Origin of the sequence: Modestobacter sp. VKM Ac-2985 (genome assembly GCF_026967925.1) — a bacterium.
Lineage (GTDB): Bacteria > Actinomycetota > Actinomycetes > Mycobacteriales > Geodermatophilaceae > Modestobacter.
The window spans coordinates 1,707,295-1,722,452 of sequence record NZ_JAPVBI010000001.1; the positions used below are offsets into that span (position 1 = coordinate 1,707,295).

At 75.7% G+C, this 15,158-nt stretch carries 17 protein-coding genes; 14 read left to right on the forward strand and 3 right to left on the reverse strand.

Translation table 11 applies throughout. The features are described from left to right. Together O2V61_RS08110 and hisH are read left to right on the forward strand one after the other, a co-directional pair. Window positions 1-177 (forward strand): hypothetical protein, encoded by a 177-nt coding sequence (locus O2V61_RS08110; RefSeq protein ID WP_269182788.1) that lies wholly within the window; start codon window positions 1-3, stop codon window positions 175-177. Window positions 178-242: 65 nt separating this feature from the next. Further along, complete coding sequence (gene hisH / locus O2V61_RS08115; protein ID WP_269182789.1) at window positions 243-881, forward strand: imidazole glycerol phosphate synthase subunit HisH; 639 nt, start codon at window positions 243-245, stop codon at window positions 879-881. Between the two features lie 205 nt (window positions 882-1,086). On the opposite strand, the gene O2V61_RS08120 is transcribed toward hisH, so the two are convergent. Then, the gene (locus O2V61_RS08120; protein WP_269171706.1) at window positions 1,087-1,854 is read right to left on the reverse strand and encodes an SDR family NAD(P)-dependent oxidoreductase; all 768 of its coding nucleotides are present in this window, start codon (window positions 1,852-1,854) and stop codon (window positions 1,087-1,089) included. A 16-nt stretch (window positions 1,855-1,870) separates the two neighbouring features. Continuing rightward, window positions 1,871-2,470 carry a nitroreductase family protein gene (locus O2V61_RS08125; protein ID WP_269182790.1) on the reverse strand — a complete coding sequence of 200 codons (600 nt, stop codon included), beginning with the start codon at window positions 2,468-2,470 and terminating at the stop codon, window positions 1,871-1,873. 128 nt (window positions 2,471-2,598) lie between these two features. On the opposite strand from O2V61_RS08125, the gene O2V61_RS08130 reads away from it, so the two are divergent. The 4 genes from O2V61_RS08130 to hisF all read left to right on the forward strand — a co-directional run bounded on the left by O2V61_RS08130 (window position 2,599) and on the right by hisF (window position 4,994). Beyond that, entirely contained in the window at window positions 2,599-3,018 is a 420-nt protein-coding gene (locus O2V61_RS08130) for a phage holin family protein (protein WP_269182791.1), read from the forward strand. Between the two features lie 67 nt (window positions 3,019-3,085). Next, complete coding sequence (gene priA, locus O2V61_RS08135; protein ID WP_269182792.1) at window positions 3,086-3,817, forward strand: bifunctional 1-(5-phosphoribosyl)-5-((5-phosphoribosylamino)methylideneamino)imidazole-4-carboxamide isomerase/phosphoribosylanthranilate isomerase PriA; 732 nt, start codon at window positions 3,086-3,088, stop codon at window positions 3,815-3,817. Next, the gene (locus tag O2V61_RS08140) at window positions 3,814-4,203 is read left to right on the forward strand and encodes a RidA family protein (RefSeq protein WP_269182793.1); all 390 of its coding nucleotides are present in this window, start codon (window positions 3,814-3,816) and stop codon (window positions 4,201-4,203) included. The genes priA and O2V61_RS08140 overlap by 4 nt, the downstream gene beginning before the upstream one ends. Next, window positions 4,200-4,994 (forward strand): imidazole glycerol phosphate synthase subunit HisF, encoded by a 795-nt coding sequence (gene hisF, locus O2V61_RS08145; protein ID WP_269182794.1) that lies wholly within the window; start codon window positions 4,200-4,202, stop codon window positions 4,992-4,994. Before O2V61_RS08140 ends, hisF begins: the two co-directional genes overlap by 4 nt. A 15-nt stretch (window positions 4,995-5,009) precedes the next feature. Here the strand turns inward: hisF and O2V61_RS08150 are convergent, their stop codons facing one another. After that, window positions 5,010-5,639, reverse strand: coding sequence for a TIGR03085 family metal-binding protein (locus O2V61_RS08150; protein ID WP_269182795.1), 630 nt, complete (start codon window positions 5,637-5,639; stop codon window positions 5,010-5,012). Window positions 5,640-5,880: 241 nt separating this feature from the next. Here O2V61_RS08150 and O2V61_RS08155 point away from each other — a divergent pair, with 241 nt between their 5' ends. The 8 genes from O2V61_RS08155 (at window position 5,881) to O2V61_RS08190 (ending at window position 15,097) form a co-directional block, all read left to right on the forward strand. Then, window positions 5,881-7,629, forward strand: a complete 1,749-nt coding sequence (locus O2V61_RS08155; RefSeq protein ID WP_269182796.1) for an ABC transporter ATP-binding protein — start codon at window positions 5,881-5,883, stop codon at window positions 7,627-7,629. Further along, the gene (locus O2V61_RS08160) at window positions 7,626-9,434 is read left to right on the forward strand and encodes an ABC transporter ATP-binding protein (protein WP_269182797.1); all 1,809 of its coding nucleotides are present in this window, start codon (window positions 7,626-7,628) and stop codon (window positions 9,432-9,434) included. Before O2V61_RS08155 ends, O2V61_RS08160 begins: the two co-directional genes overlap by 4 nt. 99 nt (window positions 9,435-9,533) lie before the next feature. After that, window positions 9,534-9,959, forward strand: coding sequence for a hypothetical protein (locus tag O2V61_RS08165; protein WP_269182798.1), 426 nt, complete (start codon window positions 9,534-9,536; stop codon window positions 9,957-9,959). Window positions 9,960-10,082: 123 nt separating this feature from the next. Beyond that, window positions 10,083-11,738, forward strand: coding sequence for an FAD-binding dehydrogenase (locus O2V61_RS08170; protein WP_269182799.1), 1,656 nt, complete (start codon window positions 10,083-10,085; stop codon window positions 11,736-11,738). Between the two features lie 329 nt (window positions 11,739-12,067). Next, entirely contained in the window at window positions 12,068-12,484 is a 417-nt protein-coding gene (locus O2V61_RS08175) for a hypothetical protein (RefSeq protein WP_269182800.1), read from the forward strand. An 80-nt stretch (window positions 12,485-12,564) separates the two neighbouring features. Beyond that, complete coding sequence (hisI, locus tag O2V61_RS08180; protein ID WP_269182801.1) at window positions 12,565-12,939, forward strand: phosphoribosyl-AMP cyclohydrolase; 375 nt, start codon at window positions 12,565-12,567, stop codon at window positions 12,937-12,939. Further along, window positions 12,936-14,441 carry an anthranilate synthase component I gene (locus tag O2V61_RS08185; protein ID WP_269182802.1) on the forward strand — a complete coding sequence of 502 codons (1,506 nt, stop codon included), beginning with the start codon at window positions 12,936-12,938 and terminating at the stop codon, window positions 14,439-14,441. The genes hisI and O2V61_RS08185 overlap by 4 nt, the downstream gene beginning before the upstream one ends. Next, window positions 14,438-15,097 (forward strand): TIGR02234 family membrane protein, encoded by a 660-nt coding sequence (locus O2V61_RS08190; RefSeq protein ID WP_269182803.1) that lies wholly within the window; start codon window positions 14,438-14,440, stop codon window positions 15,095-15,097. Before O2V61_RS08185 ends, O2V61_RS08190 begins: the two co-directional genes overlap by 4 nt. Window positions 15,098-15,158: the final 61 nt, after the last annotated feature.

Genomic DNA, 15,158 nt, shown 5'->3' on the forward strand with positions numbered 1-15,158 from the left:
GTGAACTTCGGCGTCGCGCTGATGGTCGTCGGCGGGTTCCTGCTCGGCGGCGCGTACAGCATCTTCAGGGCCGACTCCGACACCGACGGTCGCACCGGGGTGCAGGTGGCCTTTGCCGTCGTCCTGCTGGTGGCCGCCCTGCTGGCGACGGTGGCCGGCGTCCTGCGGCTGGTCTAGGGCGGTCGCCCCGCAGCCCGGGAATGCCGGCGGGCCGCGAACGGCTGGTGGGTAGCGTGGGAGATGTGAAGAAGATCGTCGTCCTCGACTACGGGTCGGGCAACCTGCGCTCGGCCGAGCGTGCCCTGACCCGGGTGGGTGCCGACGTCACCGTGACCGCCGACCCGGAGGCCGCGCTGGAGGCCGACGGGCTCGTCGTCCCCGGGGTGGGCGCCTACGCCGCCTGCATGGACGGGCTGCGCGCCGTGGACGGGCCCAAGGTCATCGGTCGCCGGCTGGCCGGCGGACGTCCGGTGCTCGGCATCTGCGTGGGCATGCAGATCCTGTTCGAGCGCGGCGTCGAGCACGGGCAGGACACCGAGGGCTGCGGGGAGTGGCCCGGCGTCGTCGAGCAGCTGCACGCGCCGGTGCTGCCGCACATGGGCTGGAACACCGTCTCCTCCCCGGAGGGGTCGACGCTGTTCGCCGGCCTCGAGGGGCAGCGCTTCTACTTCGTGCACTCCTACGGGGTGCGGGAGTTCCCGCTCGCCGAGCCGGGCGTCACCGGCCGGCTGACCCCGCCGGCGGTCACCTGGGCCGAGCACGGCGACCGGTTCGTGGCCGGGGTGGAGAACGGGCCGCTGTCGGCGACCCAGTTCCACCCGGAGAAGAGCGGCGATGCCGGCGCCCAGCTGCTCACCAACTGGCTCGACACCCTCGACTGAGCGATCCCCCGAGGTCGAGCCGGCCCGCCGTCAGCTGGACCTCGACGTGCTCGGCTCAGCCGGCCTGGGGGTTGAGCCGCATGAGCCGGGGCGGAGCCGCGTCCTGACGCGGCTCAACCCCCGCTGGGCCGGGTTGACCCGGGCCGGCGCCGCTGGCTGGCAGGGCCGGGTCCAACCGGGCCGGCGTCGGCGGACGGTGACGTGGTCAGCTGCGCAGGTAGGACGCCCCGTTCACGTCGATGATCGTGCCGGTGGAGAACCGGGCTCCGGGCGAGGCCAGCCACAGCACCGCCGAGGCGACCTCCTCCGGGTGGGCGACCCGGCCGTAGGGCGACTGGGCCCGGACGGCGTCCCCGCCCGGGCCGTCGAGCACCTCGCGGGCCATCTCGGTCTGCACGAACCCCGGCGCCACGGTGCCGACGGAGATGCCGTGCGGCGCCAGCGCCAGGGCCATCGACTGGCCGAAGGCGTTCAGCCCGGCCTTGGACGCCCCGTATGCGGGGTTGGCCGGCTCGCCGCGGAAGGCGCCCCGGCTGGAGACGTTGACCACCGCGCCGCCACCGGCGGCGATCAGGTGCGGCAGTGCGCGGAACGTCGCGTTGGCCGGGCCGACCAGGTTGACCGCCAGGGTGTGCTGCCAGGCCGCCTGCCACTCGTCGTAGCCGGTCTCCAGCGGCGGGTGGGCGGTGAAGACGCCGGCGTTGTTGACCAGCACGTGCAGCCCGCCCAGCGCCGCAGCGGCCTCGTCGACCATCCGCCCGACGGCGTCGGGGTCGGTGAGGTCGGCCTGCACCAGCACGTGGCCGGTGCCGGGCAGCTCGGCCAGCACCTGCTCGGCGCGCTCGCGGGAGCCGCCCCAGTGCACGGCGACCCGGTCGCCCTGGCCGGCGAACGCCAGGGCGATCGCCCGGCCGATGCCGCGGGAGGCGCCGGTCACCAGGACGGCGCGGGAACTCGGGGTCTGCGTGGCCACGGACGGAGTCAACCAGTCACCAGCTGCCCCGGTGCACGACCTCGTCCAGGCCCCGCCGGCCGCGCTTGAGCGACGGCGACCGCTTGTCCTCGGTGCCGGGCCAGCCCACCGAGACGCAGCCGATCGGCGTGTAGGCGGCCGGCACCCCGAAGGCGGTGCGGAAGGCGTCGACGCGCTCGGCCGGGACGCCGAAGAAGCAGGCGCCCAGCCCCTCGTCGACCGCGGTGAGCAGCATCAGCAGCGAGGCCATCCCGGTGTCGACGTCCCAGTAGGGCACCGGCCAGCGGGCCTCGTCACGGTCGGTCCAGCCCTTGTCGGACTCCGCGTAGCGCTCCAGGTAGGCGGCCTTGTGCGACAGCGGCACCACCAGCAGCGGTGCCCGGCGCATCCGGGTCAGCCAGCCGTCGGCCGGGCCGGCGTCGGTGGTCGCCGTCCAGAAGCGCTCCCGTTCGTCCGGCGTCTCCAGCACCAGGAACGCCCAGCCCTGGCTGAACCCGGCCGAGGGCGCGCGGATCGCGTGCTCGAGCAGCCGGTCCCGTACCTCGGGCGGCACCGGCCGGTCGGGGTCGTAGTCCCGCACCATGCGGCGGCGGCGGACGACGTCAGCGAACTGCACGGCACGACTCCATGCCGAGCACCCTGCCGCACGCCCCCGACAGGTTGTCGGTGCCCCGGTCGGGTAGGAGCGCACCGCGGCCGCCGGGGACCTCCCGGCCGTCGCCACCGCCGGACCGAGGGGCAGCCATGACGACGAGCGGACGGGGGACGCCGACCGGCGGCCTCGTGCAGAGCCTGCAGGGGAACGCGGCGTCGCTGGTGCGCCTGGAGCTCGACCGGCTGCGGCAGGAGCTGAGCGACAGCGCGCGCCAGGCCGGCCGGGCCTCGGCGCTGCTGGGCGGGGCCGGGCTGCTCGGCATGGTGACGGTGGGGACCTCGGTCGCCCTGGTGCTGCGGTCGCTGGACACCGTGCTGCCCCGCCCCGCCTCCGCCGCGCTGCTCAGCGGCGTCTGCGGCGCCGGCGCCGGGGTGCTCGCCGCGCTGGGCGTCGCCGAGCTGCGCCGGGCGAGGCCCTTCGTGCCGGAGGAGACCGTGCAGGGCGTGACGGACGACGTGCGGGCGGCACGTCCCGGGACGTCCGGGGGCACCGCGAGGCCGGCCGGCTGATCCGTTCGCCCACCGGCAGCCGGGTGGGCCGGACCCGACTGTCGGCGGGCTTCCCTAGGCTGTGCACGTGTCGAAGCTCCAGCTGCTCCCCGCCGTCGACGTCGCCGACGGCCTCGCCGTCCGCCTGGTCCAGGGGGAGGCCGGCAGCGAGACCTCCTACGGCGACCCGCTCGAGGCGGCGCTGGCCTGGCAGCGCGACGGCGCCGAGTGGGTGCACCTGGTCGACCTGGACGCCGCCTTCGGGCGTGGCTCCAACCGGGCGCTGCTGGCCCGGGTGGTCGGCTCGCTCGACGTCGACGTCGAGCTCTCCGGTGGCATCCGGGACGACGAGTCCCTGGCGGCCGCGCTGGCCACCGGCTGCCGCCGGGTGAACCTGGGCACGGCCGCCCTGGAGTCCCCGGAGTGGTGTGCGCGGGCGATCGCCGAGCACGGCGACCGGGTCGCCGTCGGCCTGGACGTCCGGGGCACCCGGCTGGCCGCCCGCGGGTGGACCAAGGAGGGCGGGGAGCTGTACGAGACCCTCGCCCGGCTGGACGCCGAGGGGTGCGCTCGCTACGTCGTCACCGACATCACCAAGGACGGCACGCTGCGCGGCCCGAACCTGGAGCTGCTCCGCGAGGTCTGCGCGGCCACCTCACGCCCGGTCGTCGCCTCCGGTGGGGTCAGTTCGCTGGACGACATCCGTGCGCTGGCCGCGCTGACCGAGGTGGGCGTCGAGGGCTCGATCGTCGGCAAGGCGCTGTACGCCGGGCAGTTCACCCTGCCCGAGGCGCTGGCGCTGACCGAAGAACTGGCATGACCGCGCTGCGGCTGGGCTCCGGGGCTCCCTGGGAGGACGTCGTCGGCTACAGCCGGGTCGTCGTGCACGGTGACACTGCCTGGGTGAGCGGGACGACGGCGACAGTCGACGGCGCGGTGGCCCACCCGGGGGACGCCGCCGGGCAGACCCGCGTGGCCCTCTCCGGGGTCCGGCGGGCGCTGGACGAGGTCGGGTTCGCGCTCGGCGACGTGGTCCGCACCCGCATGTACGTCACCGACATCAGCCGCTGGGAGGAGGTCGGGCGGGTGCACGGGGAGTTCTTCCGCGACGCCCGGCCCGCGACGTCGATGGTGCAGGTGGCCGCCCTGATCGACCCGGCGATGCTGGTGGAGATCGAGGCCGACGCGGTCCGGGGTGCGGCGTGAGCCTGGCCGTCCGGGTGATCCCGTGCCTGGACGTCGACGCCGGCCGGGTGGTCAAGGGCGTGAACTTCGTCGACCTGGTCGACGCCGGTGACCCGGTGGAGATGGCCCGGGTCTACGACGCCGAGGGCGCCGACGAGCTGACCTTCCTGGACATCACCGCCAGCTCCGGTGACCGGGAGACGACCTACGACGTCGTCCGGCGCACCGCGGAGAGCGTGTTCATCCCGCTCACCGTCGGGGGAGGGGTGCGCAGCGTCGCCGACGTCGACCGGCTGCTGCGCAACGGAGCGGACAAGATCGCGGTCAACACCGCTGCGGTGACCCGGCCGGAGCTGATCGCCGAGATCGCCGACCGGTTCGGCAACCAGGTCCTCGTGCTGTCCCTGGACGCGCGCCGGGTGCGGGACGGCGTGCAGACCGACTCCGGCTTCGAGGTCACCACCCACGGTGGCCGGCGCGGCACCGGCCGGGACGCCGTCGAGTGGGTGGTGCAGGCCGCCCGGCTGGGCGTCGGCGAGGTGCTGCTGAACTCGATGGACGCGGACGGCACGCGCACCGGCTTCGACACCGACCTGATCGCCGCGGTGCGGCGCGAGGTCTCCGTGCCGCTGATCGCCAGCGGGGGAGCGGGCGCGGTCGACCACTTCCCGCCGGCGGTGGCCGCCGGTGCCGACGCGGTCCTCGCGGCCAGCGTCTTCCACTTCGGTCAGCTGCGGGTCGGCGACGTCAAGCAGGGGCTGGCCGCCGCCGGCGTGCAGGTGCGGCAGGAGACCGACCACCCACTGCGCTGAGCGGCGGCTCCGGGGTCAGTCGACGGTGAGGTCCACGCAGGCGACCTCGCGGCGGCCGCTCACCCAGAGCAGCACCTCCAGCGGGGCGCCGGTCACCGTGGTCGTCGGCTCGCCGTCGTGAAGCCGGCGCTCGCTGCCCGCCGAGCCGTCGGGCACGTCGCTGCGCTGCACCAGCAGGCCGGCCGTCGGCCGCGGCGCGGCCCCGCCGCGGGCCAGCAACGGCACGCTCTTCCAGAGCTGGTCCTGCACCTGGCGCGGCAGCTCGCGCGGCGCCCAGCCGGGCTGCGCCCGCCGGACGTCCTCGTGGTGGATCACCATCTCCGCGGTGTTGACCAGCCGGTCCAGCACCGGCCAGGCGGTGGGCACCCAGGCCGGCGGCCCCGACCGGACATCGGCGACCAGCCGGGCGAAGTCCTGCCGCTCCCGGGCCCGGCCGTGCACCCGGTCCGTCCACCGCGCGAACGGCCCACCCAGCACGAACCCCGGCATGGCGTCGGGGCGGCGGTCGCGCACGACGAGGTGGGCGGCCATGTCCTGGGTGGCCCAGCCCTCGCAGCAGGTGGGCTGGTCGGGCCCCAACCGGTCCAGCAGGTCGGCCAGCGCGGCCCGCTCCGACTGCGACACGGGCACGGCGGAGGTCGGCACGAGCCGAGGCTATCTCCGTTCCGCCGTCCGGGGCCCGTCGGCGAGACCGGTACGTGACCCGTGCGGTGCCCCCGGCGTCCCGGGCACCGCCCGACCCGTCGCGGGCGCCCGCCGATTCCGTTAGGGGGCCTAAGGAGTGCGCGTAGGCTGGTGGCACCGACCGATCGATCTCTGGAGGACCCCTGTGCCGCGCCGCAGAGACGCCGTCGTCCGGCGCGGACTCCGTCACGTGCGCCGCGCCGTGCGCGAGCAACCGGGCATCTTCGCGCTGGCCTTCCTGGGCAGCAGCCTCTACGGCGGGATGACGGTCGCCAGCGCCTACGTCATCGGTGGGATCACCACCCGGGTGCTGCTGCCGGCCTTCGACGAGGGGGCCACCACCACGGCCGCGCTGACCCTGGCCGCCCTGGCGATCCTCGTCGTCGCCGTCCTGAAGATCGTCGGCATCATCGGTCGGCGGCTGTTCGCCGGGATGATGGCCTACCGGCTGCAGGCCGACTACCGCCGCCGGGTCACCGGCCAGTACCTCCGGCTGCCGCTGTCCTGGCACCAGCGGCACCCCACCGGGCAGCTGCTGTCCAACGCCAACTCCGACGTCGAGTCGGCCTGGTTCTTCGTCCAGCCGCTGCCCTTCGCCTGCGGTGCGCTGGTGATGGTGGCCATCACCAGCGTCGCGCTGGTGCTCACCGACCCCCTGCTCGCGCTGGTCGGGCTGGTCGTCTTCCCCCTGGTGTTCGTGATGAACGCCGTCTACAGCCAGGTCATGTCGCCCCGGATGGCCCGCGCCCAGCAGCTGCGCGCCGAGGTCAGCGAGATCGCCCACGAGAGCTTCGACGCCGCACTCGTCGTCAAGACGCTGGGCCGGGAGACCACCGAGACCACCCGGTTCGCGGTGAAGGCCGACGAGCTGCGCGACGGGCTGATCTCCGTCGGCCGGGTCCGGGGCCTGTTCGACCCGCTGATGGAGGCGCTGCCGAACCTGGGCACGCTGGCGGTGCTGTTCATCGGGGCCCAGCGGGTCGTCGCCGGCGCCGCCGACGCCGGCGACCTGGTCTCCATCGCCTACCTGTTCACCCTGCTGGCGCTGCCGATCCGGGCCATCGGCTGGGTGCTGGCCGACCTGCCCCGGGCGATGGCCGGGTTCGACCGGGTCACCCCCGTGCTCGAGGCCACCGGGGAGATCCCGCACGGGCCCGACACGGCCCCTGCCGGCGACCAGGGCGCCGTGCTCGCGTTGCACGACGTGTCGTTCCGCTACGGCGGTGCCGTCCGCCCGACCCTGGACGGCGTCACCTTCGACGTCGCCGCCGGGCGCACGCTCGCCGTCGTCGGCCCGACCGGCGCCGGCAAGTCCACCCTCGCCGGCCTGCTGGTGCGGCTGACCGACCCGGACTCCGGGGCGGTGCTGCTCGACGGGGTCGACCTGCGCACCCTCCGCGAGGGCCAGGTCAGCGACCACGTGGCGTTCGTCGCCCAGACGACCTTCCTCTTCGACGACACCGTCCGCGACAACGTGACCCTGGGCGGGCCGTACACCGACGAGGAGGTGCACGAGGCGTTGCGGATCGCCGCCGCCGACGACTTCGTCGGCCGCCTCCCCGACGGGCTGGACACCCGGGTCGGCGAGCGTGGCGCCAGCCTCTCCGGCGGCCAGCGGCAGCGGCTGGCGCTGGCCCGCGCCATCGTCCGCCGTCCCCGGCTGCTGGTGCTGGACGACGCGACCAGTGCGGTCGACCCGTCGGTGGAGGCCCGGATCCTGGACGCGCTGCGCGCGACCGACCGGCCGGCCACCGTCGTCGTGGTCGCCTACCGGCAGGCGACCATCGCGCTGGCCGACGAGGTGCTCTGGCTGGAGGCCGGCCGGCTCGTCGCCCGCGGCACGCACGCCGAGCTGCTCGCCCAGGTGCCCGGCTACGCCCGCCTGGTGCACGCCTACCAGCCGCCCGAGCCAGGCCTGGCCGAGCGCGCCCCCGCGGAGGTGCCGGCGTGAGCGACGAGCCGGTGCTGGCCACCGACCGCCGGTCGGAGAGCGCCACCGCGACCCTGCGCCGGGGCCTGCGGATGATGCCGGAGTTCCGCCAGGGGCTGCCCGCCACCTTCGCGCTGGCCCTGATCGCCACCGCCGGCCGGGTGGTCGTCCCGATCGCGGTGCAGCAGACCCTGGACCGGGGGCTCGGCGCACCCGACGGCCCGGACATCGACCTGGTCCGCGACCTGGTAGCGGTCTGCGCGGTCGTCGTGCTGATCACCAGCTTCGCCGTCTACCGGATGAACGTGCGGCTGTTCCGCACGACCGAGACGGCGCTGGCCGGGCTCCGGGTGCGGGCGTTCCGGCACGTGCACGACCTGTCGGTGCTGCACCAGCAGGGCCAGCGGCGGGGGTCGCTGGTCTCCCGGGTGACCAGCGACGTCGACCAGCTGTCGGTGTTCATGCAGTGGGGCGGGGTGCTGGGGCTGGTCAGCCTCGGCCAGCTCGTGGTGGCCACCGTCGTCATGGCGGTCTACTCCTGGCAGCTCACCCTGCTGGTGCTGGTCTGCTTCATCCCGCTGGCCGTGGCGGTCAAGTTCTTCGCCCGCCGCCTGGCCGAGGTCTACGGCGTCGTGCGCGAGCGGGTCGGCGACGTGCTGGCCGCGGTGGGGGAGTCGGTCGTCGGTGCGCCGACGGTGCGGGCCTACGGCGTCCGCGCCCGGACGGCGGCCCGCCTCGACGGCGCCATCGACCGGCACTACCGCGCCTCGGTGCACGCGCAGAAGGTGACCGCCGGCGTCTACGTCAGCGGCGAGTTCATCGCCGCCGTCGCCAACGCAGCGGTCGTCGTGGTCGGCGTGCTGCTCGGCATCGCCGGGGACATCAGCGCCGGCACCCTGGTCGCCTTCCTCTTCCTGGTCACGCTGTTCGTCGCGCCGGTGCAGACCGCCAGCGAGGTGCTGAACGAGGCGCAGAACGCCGTCGCCGGGTTCCGCCGGGTGCTCGACGTGCTGGACACCGAGCCCGACGTCCAGGACCCCGCCGACGGCCGGCCGCTGCCCGACGGGCCGCTGGACGTGCGCTTCGACGCCGTCTCCTTCGCCTACGCCGCGGGCGGCGCCAAGGCCCTGGACGGTGTCGACCTCACCATCGCCGCCCGGACCCGCATCGCGATCGTCGGGGAGACCGGGTCGGGCAAGACGACGTTCGCCAAGCTCGTCACCCGGCTGATGGACCCCACCGGGGGCCGGGTGCTGGTCGGCGGCGTGCCGCTGGACGAGGTGGCCTTCGCCTCGCTGCGCGAACGGGTCGTCATGGTCCCCCAGGACGGGTTCCTGTTCGACGCCTCGGTGGCCGACAACGTGCGCTACGGCCGGCCGGGCCTGACCGACGCGCAGATCGTCGCCGCCTTCGACGAGCTCGGCCTGCGCGACTGGCTGGACGGGCTGCCCGACGGCGTCACCACCCCGGTGGGCCAGCGCGGGGAGTCGCTGTCGGCGGGGGAGCGGCAGCTGGTCGCGGTGGCCCGTGCCTACGTGGCCGACCCCGACCTGCTGGTGCTGGACGAGGCGACCAGCGCCGTCGACCCGGCCACCGAGATGCGGCTGACCCGGGCGCTGGACGCGCTCACCGACGGGCGCACCACGCTGACCATCGCGCACCGGCTGTCCACCGCGGAGCGGGCCGACGAGATCCTCGTCGTCGACGCCGGCCGGGTGGCCCAGCGCGGCACCCACGCCCAGCTCGTGGACGCCGACGGACCCTACGCGCGGCTGCACGCGTCCTGGCGGCGGAGCTCCGGGCGGCAGCCCGAACCCGCCGCCTGACCTGCGGGCCGCGGGGCTGCTGGGGCGGGTGGGCCGACGGTCCCGCCCGCCCACCGCCCGGGCGGCTCCGGACGAGCGCGGAGGCCCTACCGTCCGGCCGTGCCCTCCGAGCCTGCCCGCCGCCGTCCCCCGCTGCCCGCCCTGCTCGCCGTGCTGGGAGCGGTGCTCACCGCACTGCTGAGCGCCTTCTTCAGCGTCATCGCCCTGGCCTTCTCCAACGGTCAGTTCGGCGACGGGGGCTGGCTGGTGATCGCCACGCCGGTCCTGCTCGCGGCCTGGCTGCTGACCGGCGCGCTGCTGCTGGTGATCGGCCGGTCCTGGCTGGCGCTGCTCGTGCCGGCCGCCGTGGTGTTCGCCCTGGTCGTCTGGGGGACCGTCGCGGCCGGGCTCGGCTCGGACACCGACGGCTTCGTCGTCCTGCTGTGGGTGCTGCCCGCCGGCACCGCGGTGCTGGCCGCGCTCCCGGGCGTGCGCCGCTGGGTCACCGCGCGCCGGGGGGCCCGGTCGTCCACAGCCCTCGGCTGACCGGCCCCACCGGCGCGCCGACCCCCCTGGCGTCCCGGTGAGCGCACACCCGCCCCGGTCGGTGGGCGACTCGCACACGCCGGACCGCCCGGCCGGCGCCCCGGGCCAGCTAGCGTCCCCGGCGTGGGCAACGACGCTGACGTGATCGTGGTGGGGGCGGGGCTGGCCGGGCTGGTCGCCACCGCCGAGCTGGCCGACGCCGGGAAGCGGGTGCTGCTCCTGGACCAGGAACCGGCCGCCTCCCTCGGCGGGCAGGCGCACTGGTCCTTCGGCGGCCTGTTCCTCGTCGACAGCCCCGAGCAGCGGAGGCTGCGGGTCAAGGACTCCCTGGAGCTGGCCCGGCAGGACTGGCTGGGCACCGCCGGCTTCGACCGCGCGGAGGACCACTGGCCCCGCGAGTGGGCCGAGGCCTACCTGCAGTTCGCCGCGGGGGAGAAGCGCGCCTGGCTGCGCGAGCAGGGCGTCCGGTTCTTCCCGGTCGTGGGCTGGGCCGAGCGCGGCGGGTACACCGCCACCGGGCACGGCAACTCCGTCCCCCGGTTCCACATCACCTGGGGCACCGGGCCCGGTGTTCTCGCCCCGTTCCTGCGCCGGGTCGCCGACGCCGCTGCCCGCGGGCTGGTCGAGGTCCGGCACCGGCACCGGGTCGACGGCCTGGTGGTCACCGGCGGCGCGGTCACCGGCGTGCGCGGCGCGGTGCTGGAGCCCAGTGACGTCGCGCGCGGCGTGGCCAGCTCCCGCACCGAGGTCGGCGAGTTCGAGTACGCGGCGCAGGCCGTCGTCGTCACCTCCGGCGGCATCGGCGGCAACCACGAGCTGGTGCGCAAGAACTGGCCGGCGCGGCTGGGCCCCGTGCCGAAGCGGTTGCTCTCCGGCGTCCCGGCGCACGTCGACGGCCGGATGCTGGAGATCGCCCAGGGCGCCGGCGGCCGGGTGGTCAACCCCGACCGGATGTGGCACTACACCGAGGGCATCGCCAACCACTCACCGATCTGGGCGCACCACGGCATCCGGATCCTCCCCGGCCCCTCCTCTCTCTGGCTGGACGCGACCGGGTCCCGGCTGCCGGTGCCGCTGTTCCCCGGGTTCGACACCCTCGGCACGCTCGCGCACATCGGCACGACGGGGTACGAGCACACCTGGTTCCTGCTCACCCGGAAGATCGTGGAGAAGGAGTTCACCCTCTCCGGCTCCGAGCAGAACCCCGACCTGACGGGCAAGGACCTCAAGCTGCTGCTCACCCGGGTGCGCTCGGGTGCGGCGGCGCCGGTGCAGGCGTTCCTGGACAAGGGGGAGGACTTCGTCGTCGAGCGCACCCTGCCCGAGCTGGTGGCCGGGATGAACCGGCTCACCGGCGGCTCCCCGCACGTCGACCTGGCCACCGTGGAGCGGGAGGTCGTCTCCCGCGACCGGGAGATCGCCAACACCTTCACCAAGGACCTGCAGGTGACCGCGATGCGCCAGGCCCGCACGTTCCTCGGCGACAAGCTGATCCGGGTGGCTGCCCCGCACCGGCTGCTGGACCCCGATGCGGGGCCGCTGATCGCCGTCCGGCTCTCCGTGCTCACCCGCAAGTCCCTCGGCGGGCTGGAGACCGACCTGTCGGGCCGGGTGCTGCGGGCCGGCGGTGAGCCGTTCCCGGGCCTGTACGCGGCCGGGGAGGTCGCCGGCTTCGGTGGCGGGGGCATGCACGGCTACCGCTCGCTGGAGGGCACGTTCCTCGGCGGCTGCCTGTTCTCCGGCCGGGTGGCCGGACGGGCGCTGGCGGCCGCGCTGTGAGCACACCCGACTGGGACGCCGCACCCGACTGGGACGCCGTGCCCTACACGGGCCCGCCGTCCTACGGAGGTCCGCCGCCTCAGCAGGGGCAGGGCTCCCCGTCCCAGCCGGGGCTCCCACCGGGATGGGGGCCGTCGCAGGGGTGGGCGGCCCCGCAGGGCTGGCCACCGCCACAGGGCTGGGGCCCACCGGGCTGGGGCCCGCAGGCAGGGGGACCGCCGGCATGGGGTCCGCCGGCATGGGGTCCGCCGGGGGCCTGGGCCGGGCCCCGGCGCCCGGCCCGGCCGGGGTCGGTCGTCGCCGCCGCGGTCCTGGCGTTCGTCTCCGCGGTGCTCGTGGTCCTCGGCACGATCTACGGCCTGGCGTTCAGCGCGCTGCTCAGCCTGGCCCGGGGGCCCTCGGCCGGCGTCGGCAGCTGGACGGCGCTGACCCAGCTGGCCCTGGTGGCGCTGCTGGTCGTCGGGGGGCTGCGGCAGCTGAACGGCGACCGGCGGTGGCTGCTGGCTGCGGGCGCCGTCCAGGTCGCGCTCTGCCTGTACTGGGTGTTCGTGCTCGACGACCTCTCCTCGCGGACCGTCGGCGACGTCCTCGGCTTCGTGCCGCTGCTCTACCTCGCCCTGGCGGGGACGGCGGTCGGCCTCACCTTCCTGCCCGACGCCCGGGCGTGGGCCCGGCGGGCCGACCCGCCGGCACCTGCTCCGGGCCCGGAGCAGACGCCCGCAGGGGTGCACTGGCCCGACGCCTGACCGGCCGGTCCGCCAGGGCCTGACCGGCCCGTCCGCCAGGGCCTGATCGGCCGGGACCCGCCGGGTGGGACGATCCCTGCATGTCCGCCCCTGCCCCCGACACCGCCCTGGACCCCGCCGTCGCCGCGCTGCTGCGCCGCGACCCCGCCGGCCTCGTCGCCGCCGTCGTGCAGCAGCACGGCACCGGCGAGGTGCTGATGGTCGCCTGGATGGACGACGAGGCGCTGCACCGCACGCTCACCACCGGACGGGCCACCTACTGGTCCCGCAGCCGGGGCGAGTACTGGGTCAAGGGGGAGACCTCCGGGCACCGGCAGTGGGTGCGCGACGTGCGGCTGGACTGCGACGGCGACGCACTGCTGCTGCTGGTCGACCAGGAGGGCCCGGCCTGCCACACCGGCGAGCGCAGCTGCTTCCACCGCCCGCTGCCGGCCACGCCCGGGGCGCCGGCATGAGCCTGCAGCTGGGGCGCACCAGCCCGACCCGCGCCGAGTTCGCCCACCTGGCCGCCCCCGTCGTCCCGGTCACCCGCCGGCTGCTGGCCGACAGCGAGACCGCGGTGGGCATCTACCGCAAGCTGGCCGGCAACCGCCCGGGCACCGTGCTCCTGGAGTCCGCCGAGCAGGGCAAGCAGTGGTCCCGGTACAGCTTCGTCGGCGTGCGCAGCGCCGGGGTGCTGACCGAGGTCGACGGGACGACGGCCTGGCTCGGGGACCCGCTGCCCGGGCTCACCGACGACCTGCCGGCCGACCCGCTGGCCGCCGCCCGGACCCTGGCCCGCCGGCTCCGCTCGCCGCGCACCCCCGGCCTGCCGCCGCTGACCGGCGGTCTGGTCGGCTACCTGGGCTACGACGTCGTCCGGCGGCTCGAGCGGCTGCCGCAGACCGCGGTCGACGACCTCGGCATGCCGGAGCTCGCGCTGATGCTCGTCACCGACCTGGCGGTGCTGGACCACACCGACGGCACCGTGCTGCTCATCGCGAACGTGCTGGGCGGCGCGCCGGGCGGCTACGACGACGCGGTCGCCCGGCTGGACGCGATGGCCGCGGACCTGGCCGAGGCGGCGCCCCCGGGCGTGGCGATGGTCGAGACCGCCGACGCGCCGCCGGTGACCAGCAACATGGGGCCGGGGGAGTACGAGGCCGGCGTCGAGCGGGTGCGCGAGCACGTCCGCGCCGGCGACGTCTTCCAGACCGTGCTGGCCCAGCGCTTCGAGCTGGCCACCGCCGTCGACGCCCTGGACCTCTACCGGGTGCTGCGGGCCACCAACCCCTCGCCGTACATGTACCTGCTGCGCTTCGCCGGCCGGCAGTCGCCCTTCGACGTGGTCGGCTCCTCCCCGGAGGCGCTGGTCACCGTCACCGGGAGCAGGGCCGTGGTGCACCCCCCGGCCGGCACCCGTCCCCGCGGCGCGACCCCGGAGGACGACGTCCGGCTCACCGAGGAGCTGCTGGCCGACCCCAAGGAGCGGGCCGAGCACGTCATGCTCGTCGACCTGGCCCGCAACGACCTGGGCCGGGTGTGCGAGCCGGGCACCGTCGAGGTCGCCGACTTCATGCGGGTGGAGCGGTACAGCCACGTCATGCACCTGGTCTCCACCGTCGCCGGCCAGGTGACCGCGGACCGGGACGCCCTGGACGTGTTCGACGCGACGTTCCCGGCCGGCACCGTCTCCGGTGCGCCCAAGCCGCGGGCGATGGAGGTCATCGAGTCCCTGGAGCCCACCCGCCGGGCGCTCTACGCCGGCACGGTCGGCTACGTCGACGCCAGCGGTGACATGGACATGGCGATCGCCATCCGCACCGCGGTGCTGCACGACGGGCGGGCGTACGTGCAGGCGGGTGCCGGCGTCGTGGCCGACAGCGACCCGGCCACCGAGGAGGCCGAGACCCGGCACAAGGCCCGCGCCGTGCTGTCGGCGATCGCCACCGCGGAGGGGCTGCGGGAGCTGCCGTGAGCCACCCCGCGCCGTCGACGCCGGCCCCGGCCACCGGCCGGGGCCGGCGGGAGCTCACCGTGGCGGTCCTGCTCTGCGCGCTGTCCGGGGGGCTGGCGCTGTCGGCGTCGGGAGAGCCGTGGGCCGACGTCACGATCATGCGCGAACCGCCCTTGCCGCCGACGGCGGAGGTGCTGACCGGCAGCCAGGCCGCCCCGCTGGTCGCCGCCTGCGGGTTGCTGCTGCTCGCCGCCGCGCTCGCGGTCATCGCCGTCCGCGGCGCCGGCCGCGTCGTGGTCGGCCTGCTCGTCGCGGTGTCCGGGGGTGTGCTCGGCTGGTCCGGCCTGCGGGCGGTCACCGGCTCGCTGGACCTCGGCAGCTCCGTCGCCACGTCGGGGATCGGCCTGGGGCAGGCGCAGGTGACCGTCGACCCCGTGGCCACCTGGCCCGCGGTGGCCGTCGTCGCCGGCCTGCTCGGCGTGCTGGCCGGGGCCCTGGTGGTGCTCCGCGGCCGGGAGTGGCCCGGCATGGGGCGTCGTTACGAGCGCACCGGGCGGCCGGCGGACGCGGCGCCGGCGCCGGCCCGCCCGACCCGTCCCGCCCGTCCGGAGACCGACGAGGACCGGCACCAGGCCGCCTGGAAGGCGCTGGACCGGGGAGACGACCCGACAGTGTGAACAGGGACCGCCCGGGTGCGGTGCACCGGCCCCCCGGACGGAACCGGACCCGACCCGTCTC